We start from the raw sequence: 16815 nt of genomic DNA on the forward strand, positions 1-16815 counted from the left end.
ACGCGCATCACGACGATCAACTCGCCGGCCAGTTCATCCGCCACGCGCTTGAGCAACTGCGCGTAGTGCATGGCCTGGTCGTGGTCGTGGATCGAGCAGGGGCCGACCACCGCGACCAGCCGGTCGTCCTGGCCATGCAGCACGCGGCTGATGGCCTGGCGCGTGTTCTCGACCAGCGATTCGATGGCCGGCGTGACCGGCAGTTCTTCCAGCAGCACCGCCGGCGAGACCAGCGCACGCACCGCGGCGATGCGCGTGTCGTCGATGCGCGTGGTGTCCAGCGTGGCGTCGCCGGGCTTGCCGATGACGCCGGCTTCGTGGTCGTGGCGGAAGTCGTCGATGGCGTTGGGCATGGGATGTCTCCTCCCTCGGGGACGGGTCAGCGCTTGGCGATGCGTTCGCGCAGCCAGGCTGTGAAGGTGGGTTCGTCGATGTCGCCGGCGGCGAGACTCAGCATCACCAGCACGCAGTCGGCGTCGGATGCGTCAAGCTGCCAGCCATTGAGGTGCAGAAACAGTTCTGTGGCGACGAATGCCGAGCGCTTATTGCCATCGACGAAGGGGTGGTTTCGAGCCAGGCCGAACGCGTACGATGCCGCCAGGGCTGCGACATCGGGCTCGCCGTATTGCGCCAAGTTGCGCGGGCGAGCCAACGCTGACTCAAGCAAGCCCGCATCACGCAGGCCCGCCGCGCCGCCATGCTCGGCCAATTGCTCGTCGTGCACGGCGAGGATCACCGCTGGATCAATCCAGATCCAGTCCCGATTCGCAACCATCGCACTACTTGGCCAGTTCGCGCAGCACCGCCCGGCGAGACTTCATGATGCCGCGAGCGACCTGCATCTGATCCTCGAACACCGGGTCATGCGGCGTGATGCGCATGCCGTCAGGGCTTTCGGTCAGGTACAGCGCATCGCCCTTTTCGAGCTTCAGCAGCGCCAACACTTCCTTCGGCAGGATGACGCCGACTGAATTGCCGATCTGGGTGAGCTTGAGGACATGCATGGTGGACTCCAGAGAAGTTATAACGGATGTTATACCTGCCCTGCAGCCACCACAAGCCAGGCTCAGCCGGCCGGCGTTGGGTTCCTCAAGCGGATATGCAACTCGCGCAACTGCTTCTCGTCCACCAGGCTCGGCGCGCCGGTCAAGAGGCATTGCGCGCGCTGGGTCTTCGGGAAGGCGATCACGTCGCGGATCGATTCGGCCTTGGTCATCAGCGTCGCGATGCGGTCCAGGCCGAAGGCCAGGCCGCCATGCGGCGGTGCGCCGTACTGCAGCGCGTCGAGCAGGAAGCCGAACTTCAGCTTCTGTTCGTCCGGGCCGATGTTCAGCGCGTCGAAGACTTTGGCCTGCACGTCGGCGCGGTGGATACGCACCGAGCCTCCGCCGATTTCCCAGCCGTTGAGCACCATGTCGTAGGCCTTGGAGATGCAGGCACCGGGATCGGTCTGCATCAGGTCTTCATGGCCGTCCTTGGGCGCGGTGAAGGGGTGGTGCACAGCGCTCCAGCGTGCACCTTCCTCGTCGTACTCGAACATCGGGAAGTCGACCACCCACAGCGGCGCCCACTTGTCCTCGAACAGGCCGTGGTTGCGGCCGAACTCGCTGTGGCCGACCTTCACGCGCAAGGCGCCCAGCGCGTCGTTGACGACCTTGGCCTTGGCATCGGCGCCGAAGAAGATCAGGTCGCCGTTGCGCGCGCCGGTGCGGGCGATGACCTCGGCGATCGCCGCGTCGTGCAGGTTCTTGACGATCGGCGACTGCAGGCCTTCGCGGCCCTTGCCGGCATCGTTGACCTTGACCCAGGCCAGGCCCTTGGCGCCGTAGATCTTGACGAACTCGGTGTAGGCGTCGATCTCGCCGCGGCTCATCTCGCCGCCGCCGGGCACGCGCAGCGCCGCGACGCGGCCGCCCGGGGTGGTGGCCGGGCCGGAGAAGACCTTGAAGTCCACGTCCTTCATCACCTCAGTCAGCTCGGTGAATTCGAGCTTGACGCGCAGGTCCGGCTTGTCCGAGCCGTACTTGTGCATCGCCTCGGCATAGGTCATCTGCGCGTAGACCGGCAGCTCCAGCCCCATGGTCTTGCGGAACACGCTGCGGATCATGGCCTCGGTGATCGCGCGGATCTCCTCCTCGTTGAGGAACGAGGTCTCGATATCGATCTGCGTGAACTCAGGCTGGCGGTCGGCGCGCAGGTCTTCGTCGCGGAAGCACTTGGTGATCTGGTAATAACGGTCAAAGCCAGCGACCATGAGCAGCTGCTTGAACAGCTGCGGCGACTGCGGCAGCGCGAAGAACGCCCCGTCGTGCACGCGGCTGGGCACCAGGTAGTCGCGCGCGCCTTCGGGCGTGCTCTTGGTGAGCATCGGCGTTTCGATGTCGATGAAGCCCTGCTCGTCGAGGAACTTGCGCACCTCGATGGCCACGCGGTAGCGCAGCATCAGGTTCTTCTGCATCGCCGGGCGGCGCAGGTCGAGCACGCGGTGCGTCAGGCGCACGGTCTCGGAGAGGTTCTCGTCGTCCAATTGGAACGGCGGCGTGACGCTGGCGTTCAGCACTTCCAGCTCATGCGCCAGCACCTCGATCTTGCCGCTGACGAGGTTGGCGTTCTCGGTGCCGGTCGGGCGCGCACGCACCAGGCCCACGACCTTCAGGCAGAACTCGTTGCGCACGCCCTCGGCGGTGGCGAACATCGCGGCGCGGTCCGGGTCGCAAACGATCTGCACCAGGCCTTCACGGTCGCGCAGGTCGATGAAGATCACGCCGCCATGGTCGCGACGGCGGTGCGCCCAGCCCATCAGCGTGACGGTCTGGCCCATCAGCTTTTCGCTGACCAGGCCGCAGTAGGTGGTTCTCATGAATGCAAATTCCAATCTGTCGGTGTTCTGGGGAAGGCTGCGCGCGCGGCGTGCCGCAACCTGGAGCTTCTGGCGGGGCGGGGCCTCGTGGCGAGACCCTCAGGGCTGAATGCCGGCCTGGGCGTTCAGCCCCTGCGGTTGGGGTCGGCCCCCCCCGGCAAGGCCGGAGGCGCGGGAGGCGGCGGCGCCACCACGCCCATCGAGATGATGTACTTCAGCGCTTCGTCCACGCTCATGTGCAGGGCATGCACCGCGCTGCGCGGCATCATCAGGAAGAAGCCGGAGGTCGGGTTCGGCGTGGTCGGCACGTACAGGCTGACATGCTCGCCCGGCAGGTGGGCTGCCACTTCCAGGCTGGGCCGGCCGGTGACGAAGGCGATGGTCCACGAGCCGGCGTGCGGGTACTGCACCAGCACCGCTTCGCGGAAGGCATTGCCGTCGGAGGAGAACAGCGTGTCCGAGACCTGCTTGACCGAGCTGTAGATCGACTTGACGATCGGGATGCGCGACAGCATGCGGTCCCACTGGCGCAGCCACCACTGGCCGAAGATGTTGGTGACGAAGACGCCGGTGCCGAGCAGGATCAGCACCATCACCACCGCACCGAGCAGCGGAATGTGGCGCAGGCGTTCCAGCGCCTCGCCCAGCGCGACGGGCAGCACGGTCTGCAGCGCCGTCAGCAGACCGTGGAACATGCCGTCCATCATGCCGGTGAGCCACAGCAGCACCCAGATGGTGATGGCCAGCGGCAGCCAGACCAGCAGGCCGGCGATGATGTATTTTTTCAAGACAGGCTTTCGACGGGCGCAGGCAAGGGAGCCAAGAGCCGACCCACCCGTGGCTCAGTGGCAGGCACAGGAGCCGCCGCACGCGGTGGAAGGTGCCGGCGCCGCGGCGGCGGCCGCTGCAGGTGCTGCCGCCGGCGGGGCCGCATCGCCCGCTGCCGGTGCGGCCGCGGGGGCGTCGGCGGCGGGTGCGGGCGCCGCACCGCTGCCCTTGAAGTCGGTGGCGTACCAGCCCGAGCCCTTGAGCTGGAAGCCGGCCGCGGTGAGTTGCTTGCTGAACGACTCCGCCCCGCAGGCCGGGCAGGTGGTGAGCAACGGATCGCTGAGTTTCTGCAGCACGTCCTTCGCGTGGCCACAGGCAGCACAGCGGTAAGCGTAGATCGGCATGGCTAAACCCTTGACGCAAAACAGAAAATTATAAGTGCGGCGGCTTGCGGCAGCCGCCGTGGGCAGATGCGGCGGCGGCGAACTAATTCAAGCCCGTCACATGGTGCTCGGTGTCACGGCGGTTCTGCAGCCACTGCGGCGCCAGTGATCCGACCAGCATGCCGACCATCGCGGCGATCAATCCGGCCAGCTGGCCCGGGAAGTGTTCACCGAAGCTGCTGACCTGCGGGAAGTAGGCGATCCACACCGCAATGCCGGCGGCCAGCGAGAAGATCGCGCCCTGCGTTGTGGCCCGTTTCCAGTACAGCCCCATCACCAGCGGCACGAAGGCGCCGACCAGCGTTACCTGGTAGGCGGCGGACACCAGGTCGTAGATCGGCGTGCCCTTCATCGCAATGGCATAGGCCAGCACCAGCCCGGCAAAGGCCACGATGGTCCAGCGCATCGCCAGCAGCTGCTGCTTGTCGCCCATGTGCGGCCGCAGGTTCTTGACGATGTTCTCGACGAAGCTGGTGGAAGGCGCCAACAAGGTCGCCGATGAGGTGCTCTTGATCGCCGACAGCAGCGCGCCGAAGAACAGGATCTGCATCAGCAGCGGCATCTTGGTCAGCACGAAGGTCGGCAGCAGGCGCTGGTAGTCGTCCTTGGCGATGTCCAGCGCCTGCTGGCCCATCACCACCACCGCGCTGGCGACGATGAACATCGGCACGAAGGCGAACAGGATGTAGCTGATGCCGCCGATCACCGCGCCGTTGCGCGCGGTGTTCGAATTCTTGGCCGACATCACGCGCTGGAACACGTCCTGCTGCGGGATGCTGCCCAGCATCATCGTCAGGCCGGCGCCGATGAAGAAGGCCACGTCCTTGAAGCCGGGTTCGGGCAGGAACTTGAGCAGGTCCTTGGACTGCACCATCGCGATCACCTTGTCGCTGCCGCCGGCCAGATCGGCCGAGAACACCGCGATCACCGTCAGCCCGACGACCAGCACGATCATCTGGATGAAGTCGGTCCAGGCCACCGCCAGGAAGCCGCCGACGACGACGTAGACCAGCACCGCCAGCGTGCCGACGATCATGCCCGCCGTCTCGGACATCGCGCCCTGCGTCAGCACCGAGAACACCAGGCCCAGCGCGGTGATCTGCGCCGCCACCCAGCCCAGGTAGCTGAGGATGATGGCGGTGCTGCAGAACACCTCGACGCCCTTGCCGAAGCGCCGGCGGTAGAAGTCGCCGATGGTCAACAGGTTCTGCTTGTACAGCCGCGCGGCGAAGAACAGGCCGACCAGGATCAGGCAGGTGCCGGCACCAAAGGGGTCTTCGACGACGGAGCCCAGGCCGCCCTGCACGAACCTGGCCGGGATGCCCATCACCGTTTCGGCCCCGAACCAGGTGGCGAAGGTGGTGGTGACCACCATGATCAGCGGCAGGCTGCGGCCGGCGATTGCGAAATCGGCGGTGTTCTTGATGCGCGTGCCGGCCCAGACGCCGATGGCCAGCGTGCCCAGCAGGTACAACACGACAAAAACGATCAGGGTGGTGTTCATGCGCGCGGTCTATCGTGAACCCAGGAGGACGGCCAGGGGCGGCGGCCGCCGGACGCGGCGCATTATCTCCGCGCCCACGGCCCGCTCACGACCGGCTCACCATGGTGCCCAGCGAAGCAGTGTCCGTGCCACCAGCACACCGATCGCAAAGCCGGCGAGGCCGATCAGCAGCCCCTGGATCAGGCGGTTGGTGCGGCGCTGCTCGGTCAGCAAGGCCAGCAAGGCCGGGTCGGGATCCCTGCGGCGCTGCAGCGCCTGGTGGATCAGCCGCGGCAGTTCGGGCAGCAGCTGCGCGTAGCGCGGCGCTTCGTTCTTGAAGCGCTCGACCAGCCCGGCCCAGCCGATCTGGCGATTCATCCATTGCTCGAGGAAAGGCTTGGCGGTGCTCCACAGGTCGAGTTCGGGGTCGAGCTGGCGGCCCAAGCCTTCGATGTTGAGCAGCGTCTTCTGCAGCAGCACCAGCTGCGGCTGGATCTCGACATTGAAGCGGCGCGAGGTCTGGAACAGCCGCATCAGCACCGCGCCCAGCGAGATGTCCTTCAGCGGCCGGTCGAAGTGCGGCTCGCAGACCGCGCGGATCGCGTTTTCCAGCGCATCCACCCGTGTGTTCGGCGGTACCCAGCCGCTTTCCACATGCAACTCGGCCACGCGCTTGTAGTCGCGGCGGAAGAAGGCCAGGAAGTTCTGAGCCAGGTATTCCTTGTCCCACTCGGTCAGCGTGCCGATGATGCCGAAGTCCAGCGCGATGTAGCGGCCGAAGGTCGCCGGGGCGACGCTGACCTGGATGTTGCCCGGGTGCATGTCGGCATGGAAGAAACCGTCGCGGAAGACTTGGGTGAAGAAGATCGTCACCCCGTCGCGCGCCAGCTTCTTGATGTCCACGCCGGCCTCGCGCAGCCGCGGCACCTGGCTGATCGGCACGCCGTGCATGCGCTCCATCACGATCACCCCGCTGGTGCACAGGTCCCACACCATTTCGGGCACCATCACCAGGCCCAGGCCTTGCATGTTGCGCCGCAACTGGGCGGCATTCGCCGCCTCGCGCACCAGGTCCAGCTCATCGTGCAGATAGACATCGAACTCGGCCACCACCTCGCGCGGCTTCAGGCGCTTGCCATCGGTCCACACGCGCTCGACCAGGCTGGCCAGCGTGTGCATCAGCGTCAGGTCCTGCTCGATGACCTGCAGCATGCCCGGGCGCAGCACCTTCACCGCGACCTCGCGGCCGTTCTTCAGCTTCGCAAAATGCACCTGTGCGATCGACGCGCTGGCCACCGGCTCGGCATCGAATTCGGAGAACAGCTCGTCGATGCGACGGCCGAAAGCGCGCTCGATCAAGGCCACAGCCTGCACGCTGGGGAACGGCGGCACGCGGTCCTGCAGGTGGGCCAGTTCATCGGCCACGTCCAGCGGCAGCAGGTCGCGGCGGGTGCTCAGCACCTGGCCGAACTTGACGAAGATCGGGCCCAGCTTTTCCAGCGCCAGGCGCAGGCGCTCGCCGCGCGGGGCCTGCAACTGGCGGCCCAGCGTCGTCACCCGCACCAGCCCGCGCACCCAGCGCTGGCGGAAGCCCGACAGCGCCACTTCGTCCAGGCCGAAGCGCAGGACGGTGAAGCCGATGAAGACCAGCCGGAAGAAGTGCCGCATCAGCGTGAGCGCATCGACCCGGCCAGGGCCGTGGCCCGCTCGATCGCTGCACGCAGGCCCTTTGCGAACCACGAACCCAGGCGGTGCAGCTCATGGGCGGCGGCCGGGCCGAACAGGCGCTCGAGATCGGCCGCCACGTCCCAGCGCAGGTTCTTCAGCAGCCAGTCGATGTCGGTGGCCAGCTGCGCGTCGCCTTCGATCGCCACCGCCGGCTGTTCACCGGCCAGCATGCGCAAGGCCAGCGCCGCCGGATTGCCGGCATCGATGCGCACCAGCAGATCGCCGCCAGCCTCGTCGGCCGCCCATTCGACCAGCCCGGCCGGGGTGATGCGAAAGGCCAGCACCGGCGGGGTTGGCAGCAGCCGGGGCCAGCTCTCCAGCAGCAACCGCACCGTGCGGCCCTGGTGCGGCAGCAGCCGCGCCACCGCGTCGGGCTCGCTGGCCAGCACATGGTTCACCACCAGCGTCAGGCGCTCCATCAGGGCCGGGGCCAGCAGCGCATTGAGCTTGTCGATCATGGTCTGATTGTAGGCAGGCGGGTCATCCCAGCCCCGGCGAGCCGGCCGACCCGCCCGGCTGTAACCCCCGGTTTCCAAGGCAGGCAGCGCCTCGAAATGACTCACAATCTAAGGCTGGCTCCGACGCGTGAGGGCGCGTTCGCGCTGCAGTGCCAACGATCCCCGGCCCCGCAGACCTCATCGATGTACGAAAACCGACACACCCGCAACTTCTACAGCGCGCCGCAGTCGGTCACCTCCCTGATCGCGGCCTTCCTGGAACCGACGATCACGGTGGGCGTGTACCTGCTGGCGCTGCTGTGGTCCGACGAACCCGTGCTGCGCCCCGACCTGACCCTCTGCCTGCTGGTCTTTGCACTCACGTTCCCGGGCCGCAACCGCTTCCGCGACCGCTACCTCACCGCCGCGGTCGACATCGCCAGTTCCTGGCTGATGCTGCTGCTGATCCTGGCGCTGTGCGGCTACGCCACGCGCAGCCTGACCTTCTTCGAAACCGATGTGCTGCTGTTCTGGGCCATCGTCACGCCGGTGCTGCAGATGTCTGGCATGTGGCTGGGCCGGCGGGTGCTGCAGTGGCAGTCCACGCAGCCCGAGAACCGCCGCCCGGCGGTGGTGATCGGCGCCGGCGCGCTGGGTGTCAAGGTGGCCACCGCCTTGACCGAAGGCCTGCAGCGCGGCATCGACTTCGTCGGCTTCTTCGACGACCGCAACGACGGCCGCGTGCACAGCGAAGCCAGCCCGCGGCGCCTGGGCGGGCTGAAGGATGCCGCTCCTTTCATACGTCAGCAAGGCATCCGGGATGTCTACATCACGCTGGCCCTGGGCTCGCAGCCGCGCATCATCGAGCTGCTCGAGGACATCCAGGGCACCACCGCGTCGATCTACTTCGTGCCCGATGTCTTCGGCATCAGCATCATCCAGGGCCGGCTGCAGGACATGAACGGCGTGCCGGTGGTGGGCATCTGCGAAACCCCGTTCACCGGCACGCACAGCCTGGCCAAGCGGGTCAGCGACATCCTGCTGGCCTCGCTGATCCTGCTGCTGATTTCGCCGCTGCTGCTGGTGCTGGCCCTCGGCGTGAAGCTCAGCTCGCCGGGGCCGGTGATCTTCAAGCAGCGGCGCAACGGGCTCGATGGCGACGAGATCATCGTCTACAAGTTCCGCTCGATGCGCGCGATGGACAATGGCGACGTGGTCAAGCAGGCCACCAAGGGCGACAGCCGCATCACCCCCTTCGGCGCCTTCCTGCGCCGCACCTCGCTGGACGAGTTGCCGCAGTTCATCAACGTGCTGCAGGGACGCATGAGCATCGTCGGCCCGCGCCCGCACGCGGTGGCGCACAACGAGTTGTACCGCCAGCTGATCAAGGCCTACATGGTGCGCCACAAGGTCAAGCCCGGCATCACTGGCTGGGCCCAGGTGAACGGCCAGCGCGGCGAAACCGATACGCTCGAGAAGATGCAAGCCCGGGTCGAGTACGACCTGGAATACCTGCGCAACTGGTCCTTGGGCTTCGACCTGCAGATCATCGCGCGCACCGTCAAGGTCGCCTTCTTCGACCGCGAAGCCTACTGATCCCACACCTTGCCATGGAGCCCACCCCCATGATGTTCCGCCCTACCCTGGCCCTGTCGCTGCTGCTGGCCGGTGGCTTCGCCGCCGCGGAAACCAGCCCGTACTACATCGGCGTTTCGCAAGGTTTCAGCCACGATTCGAACATCTACCGCATCAATGACAACACGCTGCTGCCCAGCGAGCTGAGCAAGAGCGACACCATTTCGGCCACTTCGCTGCTGGCCGGCCTCGACCAGCCCATCGGCCGCCAGCGCCTGTTCGGCAACGCCAGGCTGCGCAGCGTGCGCTTCAAGGACAACGACACGCTGAACAACGAGGCCTACAGCGCGGATGTGGGCCTGGACTGGTCGACAATCAATCACCTGTCGGGAACGCTCAGCGCCGTGGCGGCGCAGAGCCTGGCGCGCTACAACCCCGGCAACGATGTCGCCAAGGTGCTGGGCAAGAACACCGAGCGCAGCCGGCAGCTCGACAGCCTGATCCGCCTGGGCGTGGTAACGCGCTGGACCGCCGAGGCGAAACTGAGCCACCGCGAGGTGAGCTACAGCGCCGAGGAGTTCCGCCCTCGCGAGTATTCGCAGAATGTCGTGTCGGGCGGCATGCGCTACAGCGCAAGCGGGGCGCTCAACGTCGGCCTGGCATTGCGTCGCACCGAAGGCAAGCGTCCGCAGTATCGGGCCCTCCCCGACGGTACTTTTCAGGCCGATCGCTTCGAGCGCAATGACCTCGACCTCACCAGCAACTGGTTGCCCAGCGGCGCCAGCACGATCAACGGCCGCATCAGCATCAGCCAGGTCGAACACACGGAAGCGATTCGGCGCGACTTCTCCGGCACGACCGGTCAGCTACGCTGGTTGTGGAAGCCGACAGGCAAGTTCGCGCTGAGCACCACCGTGATACGAGACACCGGCGAAGACGTCGTGCTGGTCGACGCCGAAGGCACCGACACGCTGGCCAGCAACGACCTAAGCCGCACCACCACGGCACTGCGCGTCAAGGCCGACTACGAGCTCAGCGCCAAGATCGCGCTCAGCGCCGGTGCAGCATCGGCCCGGCGCAAGCTGGTCGACGCCGCGACATTCGGCAATGGCGACACCTTGCCGCGAGACAGCCACGACACCACCACCAGCCTGAACCTCGGTGCCCGCTGGATGCCCACCCGCAGCCTGCAGCTCAGTTGCGACATGTCGCGCTCGCGGCGCAGCGTCAGCGGCGTGCTGTCCGATCCGTACAGCATCACCAGCTATGGCTGCACCGGCCAGTTCGTGCTGCAGTAAGCTCGTCGCCGCATGACGAGCCCCCGTCCCACCATCCTGCTGACCGGCGCCACCGGCTACATCGCCTCCCACACCTGGCTGGCCTTGCAGGCGGCCGGCTTCGATGTGATCGGCGTCGACGATTTCTCCAACAGCTCGCCCGAAGTGCTGAACCGCTTGGCCCGGCTGGCCGGCCGCACGCCGCGGTTCGAGCGCGCCAGCGTCTGCGACGCCGCGGCGATGCAGGCGGTGTTCGCACGCCAGCGCATCGATGCGGTGGTGCACTTCGCCGCGTACAAGGCGGTCGGCGAATCCGTCGCGAAACCCCTGGACTACTACGCCAACAACATCGGCGGCCTGCTCACCACGGCGCAAACCATGCTGCGGCACGGCTGCAAGCGCTTCGTCTTCAGCTCCAGCGCCACGGTGTACGGCGATCCGCAAAGCTTGCCGATCACCGAAGATTCGCCGCTCTCGGCCACCAACCCCTATGGCCAGACCAAACTGATCGGCGAAACCATCCTGCGTGACCTGGGAATCGCCGACCCCGCCTGGCAGACGGCCTGCCTGCGCTACTTCAACCCGGTGGGCGCGCACGACAGTGGGCTGATCGGCGAAGACCCGCGCGGCACGCCGAACAACCTGATGCCCTATGTGGCGCAGGTGGCCATTGGCCGCCGGCCGCAGCTGCAGGTCTTCGGCAAGGACTACGACACGCCCGACGGCACCGGCGTGCGCGACTACATCCACGTCAGCGACCTGGCCGAGGGCCATGTCGCGGCGCTGCGGCGCCTGCTCGACGCGTCGGGCTCGCTGACGGTGAACCTCGGCACCGGCCGCGGCTACAGCGTGCTGGAACTGGTGCGCGCCTACGCCCGGGCCAGCAGCCGTGAGGTGCCGTACCAAGTCGTGCCCCGCCGGCCCGGCGACGTGGCCGCCTGTTATGCCGACCCGGCGCTGGCCCGCACGCTGCTGGGCTGGCAGGCCCGCCATGACCTGGACCGCATGTGCGCGGACAGCTGGCGCTGGCAGACCTCCAACCCCCAAGGTTTTGAATCATGAGTCTCCTGGTCCAACCCGTCATCATGGCCGGCGGCTCCGGCACCCGGCTGTGGCCGCTGTCGCGCGCCGGCTACCCGAAGCAGTTCCTGGTGCTCTCGGGCAACACCAGCCTGTTCCAGCAGGCCGTGGCGCGGCTGCAGAAGATCGGCGGCAGCGGGGCGACAGTCGCTGCGCCGCTGATCGTCGGCAATGAGGAGCACCGCTTCCTCGTGCTGGACCAGTTGCGCGAACTGCGCATCGAGCCTTCTTCGGCGCTGCTGGAGCCGATCGGCCGCAACACCGCGCCGGCGCTGACCCTGGCCGCGTTGCAGGCGCAGGCCGATGGCAGCGATCCAGTGCTGGTGGTGACCCCGGCTGACCAGACCGTCACCGACGAAGCGGCGTTCACGCAGGCGCTGCAGCGGGCCATCGGGCTGGCGGCCGAAGGCGCCATCGCCATCCTCGGCATCAAGCCGGATCGGCCCGAAACCGGCTACGGCTACATCCGCAGCGAGACCGCCGCCGGTGCACCGCGCGTCGCGCAATTCGTCGAAAAGCCGGACCTGCCGACGGCCGAGACCTACCTGGCCGACGGCGGCTATTTCTGGAACGCCGGCATGTTCGTGCTGAAGGCGTCCACCTGGCTGGCCGCGCTGGAACGCTTCCGTCCCGACATTGCCAGCGCCACCGGCGCGGCCTTCGCCGCACGCTCGACGGATGCCAAGTTCGTGCGCCCCGACAAGGCCTTGTTCGCCGTCGTGCCCAGCGAATCGGTGGACTACGCGGTGATGGAGAAATGCCCGGGCAGCGGCATCGACATCCGCATGGTCGAACTCGACGCCGGCTGGAATGATCTCGGCGCCTGGGAAGCCGTGTGGCAGGTGGCCGGCAAGGACAGCGACGGCAATGCCAGCGTCGGCGACGCGATCATCAAGGAGTCGCGCAACACGCTGGTGCATGCAACCAGCCGGCTGGTCAGTGTGGTCGGCCTGAGCGACGTGGTGGTGGTGGAAACGGCCGATGCCGTGCTGGTCACCGACCGCGAACGCAGCCAGGAGGTCAAGCAGATCGTCAACCAGCTCGGCGCCGAGCAGCGCGGTGAACACGCGCTGCACCGCAAGGTGCATCGTCCCTGGGGCTGGTACGACAGCATCGATTCCGGTCCGCGCTTCCAGGTCAAGCGCATCATGGTCAAGCCGGGCGCGTCTTTGAGCCTGCAGAAACACCACCACCGCGCCGAGCACTGGATCGTCGTCACCGGCACGGCCGAAGTGACCAACGGCGACAAGGTGATCCTGCTCACCGAGAACCAGAGCACCTACATCCCACTGGGCGAAGTGCACCGCCTGGCGAACCCCGGCAAGGTGCCGCTCGAGATCATCGAGGTGCAGTCGGGCAGCTACCTGGGTGAGGACGACATCGTTCGCTTCGAGGACACCTACGGGCGAAGGTGAGCCGGTGACTTGACGGTCCATCGGAATTTGGCGAAGAATACACACACACCAGTACACACAAACAGATGCCAGCACTCGTCACGCGCGTCTTCATGAATGGCAACAGTCAGGCGGTGCGCATTCCGCAAGAGCTGCGGCTGGATGCAACGCGCGTTGAGATCAGCCGCACCGAGGCGGGTGACCTGATCATCCATCCCTTGCCCGCGGATCGCGGCACAGCACTGCTGGAAGCCTTGCAGGGTTTTGACGACGATTTCATCCGGCGGCTCGAAGACGACCGTGAAGCGCTGGCCCCCACGCAGGAACGCGACGCGCTTTGAAGTTCCTGCTTGACACGAACACGCTGATCTACCTGATCAAGCAGCGCCCGTTGTCAGTGGCCGCGCGCATGAATCAGCTGACGGAACACGACAGCGTCGCCATGTCCTTCGTCACCTGGGCTGAACTGCTCAAGGGCGCGGAGGGAAGTGATCGCCGGGCCGACGTGCTTCGGCGGCTGGAGCAGCTTGCCCGGCAGATACCGGTGGTGTACGAGACCAGCCACCGACTCTGTGAACACTACGCAGCGCACAGCACCAGGCTCAAGACAGCTGGCACGCCGATTGGCGCCAACGACCTGTGGATTGCCTGCCATGCGCTGGCTCTGGAGGCCACGCTGGTCACCAACAATCTACGCGAATTTGAGCGGATCATCGGCCTGAGGCTCGACAACTGGGCCGACTGATGCAATCGCAGCGCCACCGGCAACGCCGCTGCTCGGTGCCCCGGCGCGCATGAAGCCGGCGCCACGCGTCATCGTTTTCGCCGGGCCGAGCGGCGCCGGCAAGACCACGCATGCCGATCAACTTCAACTCGCTCTATAGGCCGCTTGCCCCCAAGTGGGCAGTGCTGAACAACTCGAGTGGGGCCAAGAGCCAACTCATCGCCTCGCATAATGGCCGGGACACCATCGTCCTGGCCGACACGAAATGGCAAAGCCTCCTGAATCTCAGCGCTCGAGCGCTCAGCCGCCGTTGATCCCGTCACCAGCGGCGCTTCGGCGCGCGCTCGCAGAAGCGGCGCGCGACGCGCATCGGCTAGTGCAGGTGTTCGGCATCAAGATCCCGGTCAGTGCTGTTCTTCCCTCAAAGGTTCGCCCGGGTGCTTCCAAACCCCGGGCAATTGCATCGCAAGTCAAGAAGTCGAGCACATCATGACCCTCCTCGTCACCGGCGGCGCCGGCTTCATCGGCAGCAATTTCGTGCTGGACTGGCTGGCCGATCCCGCAACGCGCGATGAACCCATCGTCAACCTCGACCTGCTCAGCTACGCCGGCAACCTGAAGAACCTGGCCGCGCTGCAGGGCGATGCGCGGCACATCTTTGTCCAGGGCGACATCGGCGACCGCGCGCTGGTCGACGGCCTGCTGGCTGCCCACCGCCCGCGCGCTGTCGTGCATTTCGCGGCCGAAAGCCATGTCGACCGCAGCATCCACGGTCCCGGCGAATTCATGCGCACCAATGTGATGGGCACCTTTACGCTGCTCGAGGCCGCGCGCGCGCACTACGCCGGCCTGAGCGGCGATGACAGGGCTGCATTCCGCTTCCACCACGTCAGCACCGACGAGGTCTACGGCAGCCTGGCCGCCGATGCCCCGGCCTTCACCGAGAGCCACACCTACGAGCCCAACAGCCCGTACTCGGCCAGCAAGGCGGCCAGCGACCACCTGGTGCGCGCCTGGCACCACACCTACGGCCTGCCGGTGCTCACCACCAATTGCAGCAACAACTACGGGCCCTATCACTTCCCCGAGAAGTTGATCCCGCTGATGATCGTCAATGCGCTGGCCGGCAAGGCGCTGCCGATCTATGGCGACGGCTTGCAGGTGCGCGACTGGCTCTACGTCGGCGACCACTGCAGCGCCATCCGCGCGGTGCTGGCCCGGGGCCGCGTCGGCGAGACCTACAACGTCGGCGGCTGGAACGAAAAGCCCAACCGCGAGATCGTGCACACCATCTGCGCACTGCTCGACCAGCTGCGCCCCCACCCCGAAGGCCCCTACACCCGGCTGATCACCCACGTCACCGACCGCCCTGGCCACGACCGCCGCTACGCCATCGACGCGCGCAAGATCGAGCGTGAACTCGGCTGGCGGCCGGCCGAGACCTTCGAATCCGGCATCCGCAAGACCGTGCAGTGGTACCTGGACCATGCCGACTGGGTGGCCGACGTGCAAAGCGGCGGCTACCGGGACTGGATGAGCAAGCAGTACGGCGCTGCCTGAGCAATCGCCAGGCAATCCCTGAGCGTGGCTTGACCTTGCCCGCCTGCGGCACCATGATGTAGGTTTAACCACTACTTTCCCACCATGAAGCTTGTCACCAGCACTGAAGCGAATCGAGACTTCTCGAAGCTACTGCGTGAGGTTCAGCGCGGCGAACAGGTTCGCATCACCTCACGTGGACGACCCATCGCGACCATGGTGCCGGTGCGCCAACGTGACGACACGCGTGAACTGGCGCGGCAGCAACTGCTGGAACGCCTGAATGCCCGTGCAACGTCCGGCCATCGCGATTGGACGCGCGAGGACCTGTACGAATGAGCGTCGATTGCGCATGAGGCTTGCGCTCGACACCAATGTGCTGGTCTACGCTGAAGGCTGGGGCGACGCTGACCGCTGCCGGACGGCGCGACACTGGCTCTCCCGGCTCACGGTTGAGCAGGTCGTGATTCCAGCGCAGGCCCTGGGTGAGCTCCATCGCGTCCTGACGGGCAAGGCCAAGCGCGCGCCCGCGGAAGTACGAACTGCCCTGCTGGCTTGGGGCGACGCCTTCGCTATCGCCGATTCGACCTGGCCGGCATTCCAAGCCGCCATGGACCTGAATACCGATCACCAGTTGCCGATCTGGGACGCACTGATCCTGGCCGTGGCCGCCGAGCACAAATGCCGTGCATTGCTGAGCGAAGACTTTCAAGCCGGCTTCACCTGGCGCGGTGTGACCGTCGTCAATCCGTTCGAGACACCTGTGCACCCGCTGTTGGCCAGATTGTCAGAATCCTGATCCTGCGACACTGTCAAGGCCGTTCACCATGAAAACACGCAAAGGCATCATCCTCGCCGGCGGCTCCGGCACGCGGCTGCACCCGGCCACTTTGGCCGTCAGCAAGCAGCTGCTGCCGGTGTACGACAAGCCGATGGTGTACTACCCGCTGTCGACACTGATGCTCTCGGGCATCCGCGACATCCTGCTCATCAGCACGCCGCAGGACACACCGCGCTTCGAGGCGCTGCTGGGCGACGGCAGCCGCTTCGGCATCAAGCTCAGCTACTGCGTGCAGCCCAGCCCGGACGGCCTGGCGCAGGCCTTCATCCTGGGCCGCAGTTTCATCGACGGCGCCCCCAGCGCGCTGGTGCTGGGCGACAACATCTTCTATGGCCACGACTTTCAGACCTTATTGCACCGCGCCGCGGCCAGCACCGAAGGCGCCACCGTCTTTGCGTACCACGTGACGGACCCGGAACGCTACGGCGTGGTCGAGTTCGACGCCCAGCGCCGCGCGCTCAGCATTGAAGAAAAACCCAAGGCCCCGAAGAGCCACTACGCGGTTACCGGTTTGTACTTCTATGACGCGCAGGTGTGCGACATTGCGGCCAGCATCCAGCCCTCGGCCCGCGGCGAGCTGGAGATCACCACCGTCAATGCCCAGTACTTGCAGCAAGGTCAACTCGATGTGGAAATCATGGGCCGCGGTTACGCGTGGCTGGACAC

18 protein-coding genes and 1 pseudogene are annotated in these 16815 nt (G+C 66.4%); 10 read left to right on the top strand and 9 right to left on the bottom strand.

The window, feature by feature from the left end; all coding sequences use genetic code 11:
* The 9 genes and pseudogenes from VLK61_RS31340 to VLK61_RS31380 form a co-directional block, all read right to left on the bottom strand.
* Positions 1-353: pseudogene (locus VLK61_RS31340) on the bottom strand (3-deoxy-7-phosphoheptulonate synthase); the annotation flags it as partial.
* Positions 354-379: 26 nt separating this feature from the next.
* The gene (locus VLK61_RS31345; RefSeq protein WP_325427529.1) at positions 380-775 is read right to left on the bottom strand and encodes a type II toxin-antitoxin system death-on-curing family toxin; all 396 of its coding nucleotides are present in this window, start codon (positions 773-775) and stop codon (positions 380-382) included.
* A 4-nt stretch (positions 776-779) separates the two neighbouring features.
* Positions 780-1004 carry an AbrB/MazE/SpoVT family DNA-binding domain-containing protein gene (locus VLK61_RS31350; protein ID WP_325427531.1) on the bottom strand — a complete coding sequence of 75 codons (225 nt, stop codon included), beginning with the start codon at positions 1002-1004 and terminating at the stop codon, positions 780-782.
* A gap of 62 nt (positions 1005-1066) precedes the next feature.
* Positions 1067-2860 carry an aspartate--tRNA ligase gene (gene aspS, locus VLK61_RS31355; RefSeq protein ID WP_325427533.1) on the bottom strand — a complete coding sequence of 598 codons (1794 nt, stop codon included), beginning with the start codon at positions 2858-2860 and terminating at the stop codon, positions 1067-1069.
* 125 nt (positions 2861-2985) lie between these two features.
* Positions 2986-3648, bottom strand: a complete 663-nt coding sequence (locus tag VLK61_RS31360) for a DUF502 domain-containing protein (RefSeq protein WP_325427535.1) — start codon at positions 3646-3648, stop codon at positions 2986-2988.
* A gap of 54 nt (positions 3649-3702) precedes the next feature.
* Entirely contained in the window at positions 3703-4032 is a 330-nt protein-coding gene (locus VLK61_RS31365) for an FmdB family zinc ribbon protein (protein ID WP_325427537.1), read from the bottom strand.
* Positions 4033-4114: 82 nt separating this feature from the next.
* On the bottom strand, positions 4115-5575 hold the full coding sequence (locus VLK61_RS31370; protein WP_325427539.1) for a sodium:solute symporter family protein: 1461 nt from the start codon (positions 5573-5575) through the stop codon (positions 4115-4117).
* Positions 5576-5671: 96 nt separating this feature from the next.
* The gene (gene ubiB / locus VLK61_RS31375; protein WP_325427541.1) at positions 5672-7222 is read right to left on the bottom strand and encodes a ubiquinone biosynthesis regulatory protein kinase UbiB; all 1551 of its coding nucleotides are present in this window, start codon (positions 7220-7222) and stop codon (positions 5672-5674) included.
* Entirely contained in the window at positions 7222-7740 is a 519-nt protein-coding gene (locus VLK61_RS31380) for a hypothetical protein (RefSeq protein ID WP_325427543.1), read from the bottom strand. Before VLK61_RS31380 ends, ubiB begins: the two co-directional genes overlap by 1 nt.
* Positions 7741-7923: 183 nt before the next feature.
* Between VLK61_RS31380 and VLK61_RS31385 the strand changes: the two genes are divergently transcribed.
* The 10 genes from VLK61_RS31385 to rfbA all read left to right on the top strand — a co-directional run.
* The gene (locus tag VLK61_RS31385; protein ID WP_325427544.1) at positions 7924-9315 is read left to right on the top strand and encodes an undecaprenyl-phosphate glucose phosphotransferase; all 1392 of its coding nucleotides are present in this window, start codon (positions 7924-7926) and stop codon (positions 9313-9315) included.
* Between the two features lie 14 nt (positions 9316-9329).
* Positions 9330-10592 carry a hypothetical protein gene (locus tag VLK61_RS31390; protein ID WP_325427546.1) on the top strand — a complete coding sequence of 421 codons (1263 nt, stop codon included), beginning with the start codon at positions 9330-9332 and terminating at the stop codon, positions 10590-10592.
* Between the two features lie 12 nt (positions 10593-10604).
* Entirely contained in the window at positions 10605-11633 is a 1029-nt protein-coding gene (galE, locus tag VLK61_RS31395) for a UDP-glucose 4-epimerase GalE (RefSeq protein ID WP_325427548.1), read from the top strand.
* The gene (locus tag VLK61_RS31400; RefSeq protein ID WP_325427550.1) at positions 11630-13066 is read left to right on the top strand and encodes a mannose-1-phosphate guanylyltransferase/mannose-6-phosphate isomerase; all 1437 of its coding nucleotides are present in this window, start codon (positions 11630-11632) and stop codon (positions 13064-13066) included. Before galE ends, VLK61_RS31400 begins: the two co-directional genes overlap by 4 nt.
* Positions 13067-13131: 65 nt before the next feature.
* The gene (locus VLK61_RS31405; protein WP_325427552.1) at positions 13132-13386 is read left to right on the top strand and encodes an antitoxin; all 255 of its coding nucleotides are present in this window, start codon (positions 13132-13134) and stop codon (positions 13384-13386) included.
* Positions 13383-13790, top strand: a complete 408-nt coding sequence (locus VLK61_RS31410) for a type II toxin-antitoxin system VapC family toxin (RefSeq protein ID WP_325427554.1) — start codon at positions 13383-13385, stop codon at positions 13788-13790. Before VLK61_RS31405 ends, VLK61_RS31410 begins: the two co-directional genes overlap by 4 nt.
* 468 nt (positions 13791-14258) lie before the next feature.
* A complete protein-coding gene (gene rfbB, locus VLK61_RS31415; RefSeq protein WP_325427556.1) occupies positions 14259-15329 on the top strand; it encodes a dTDP-glucose 4,6-dehydratase in 1071 nt (356 codons plus the stop codon).
* 84 nt (positions 15330-15413) lie between these two features.
* On the top strand, positions 15414-15647 hold the full coding sequence (locus tag VLK61_RS31420; RefSeq protein WP_325427558.1) for a type II toxin-antitoxin system Phd/YefM family antitoxin: 234 nt from the start codon (positions 15414-15416) through the stop codon (positions 15645-15647).
* Between the two features lie 13 nt (positions 15648-15660).
* Positions 15661-16107 (top strand): PIN domain-containing protein, encoded by a 447-nt coding sequence (locus VLK61_RS31425; RefSeq protein WP_325427560.1) that lies wholly within the window; start codon positions 15661-15663, stop codon positions 16105-16107.
* 28 nt (positions 16108-16135) lie between these two features.
* Positions 16136-16815: glucose-1-phosphate thymidylyltransferase RfbA (gene rfbA, locus VLK61_RS31430; protein ID WP_325427562.1), on the top strand; the 680-nt coding region annotated here is incomplete at its 3' end.

This window comes from Aquabacterium sp. (genome assembly GCF_035476535.1).
Taxonomy (GTDB): Bacteria; Pseudomonadota; Gammaproteobacteria; order Burkholderiales; family Burkholderiaceae_C; genus Pseudaquabacterium.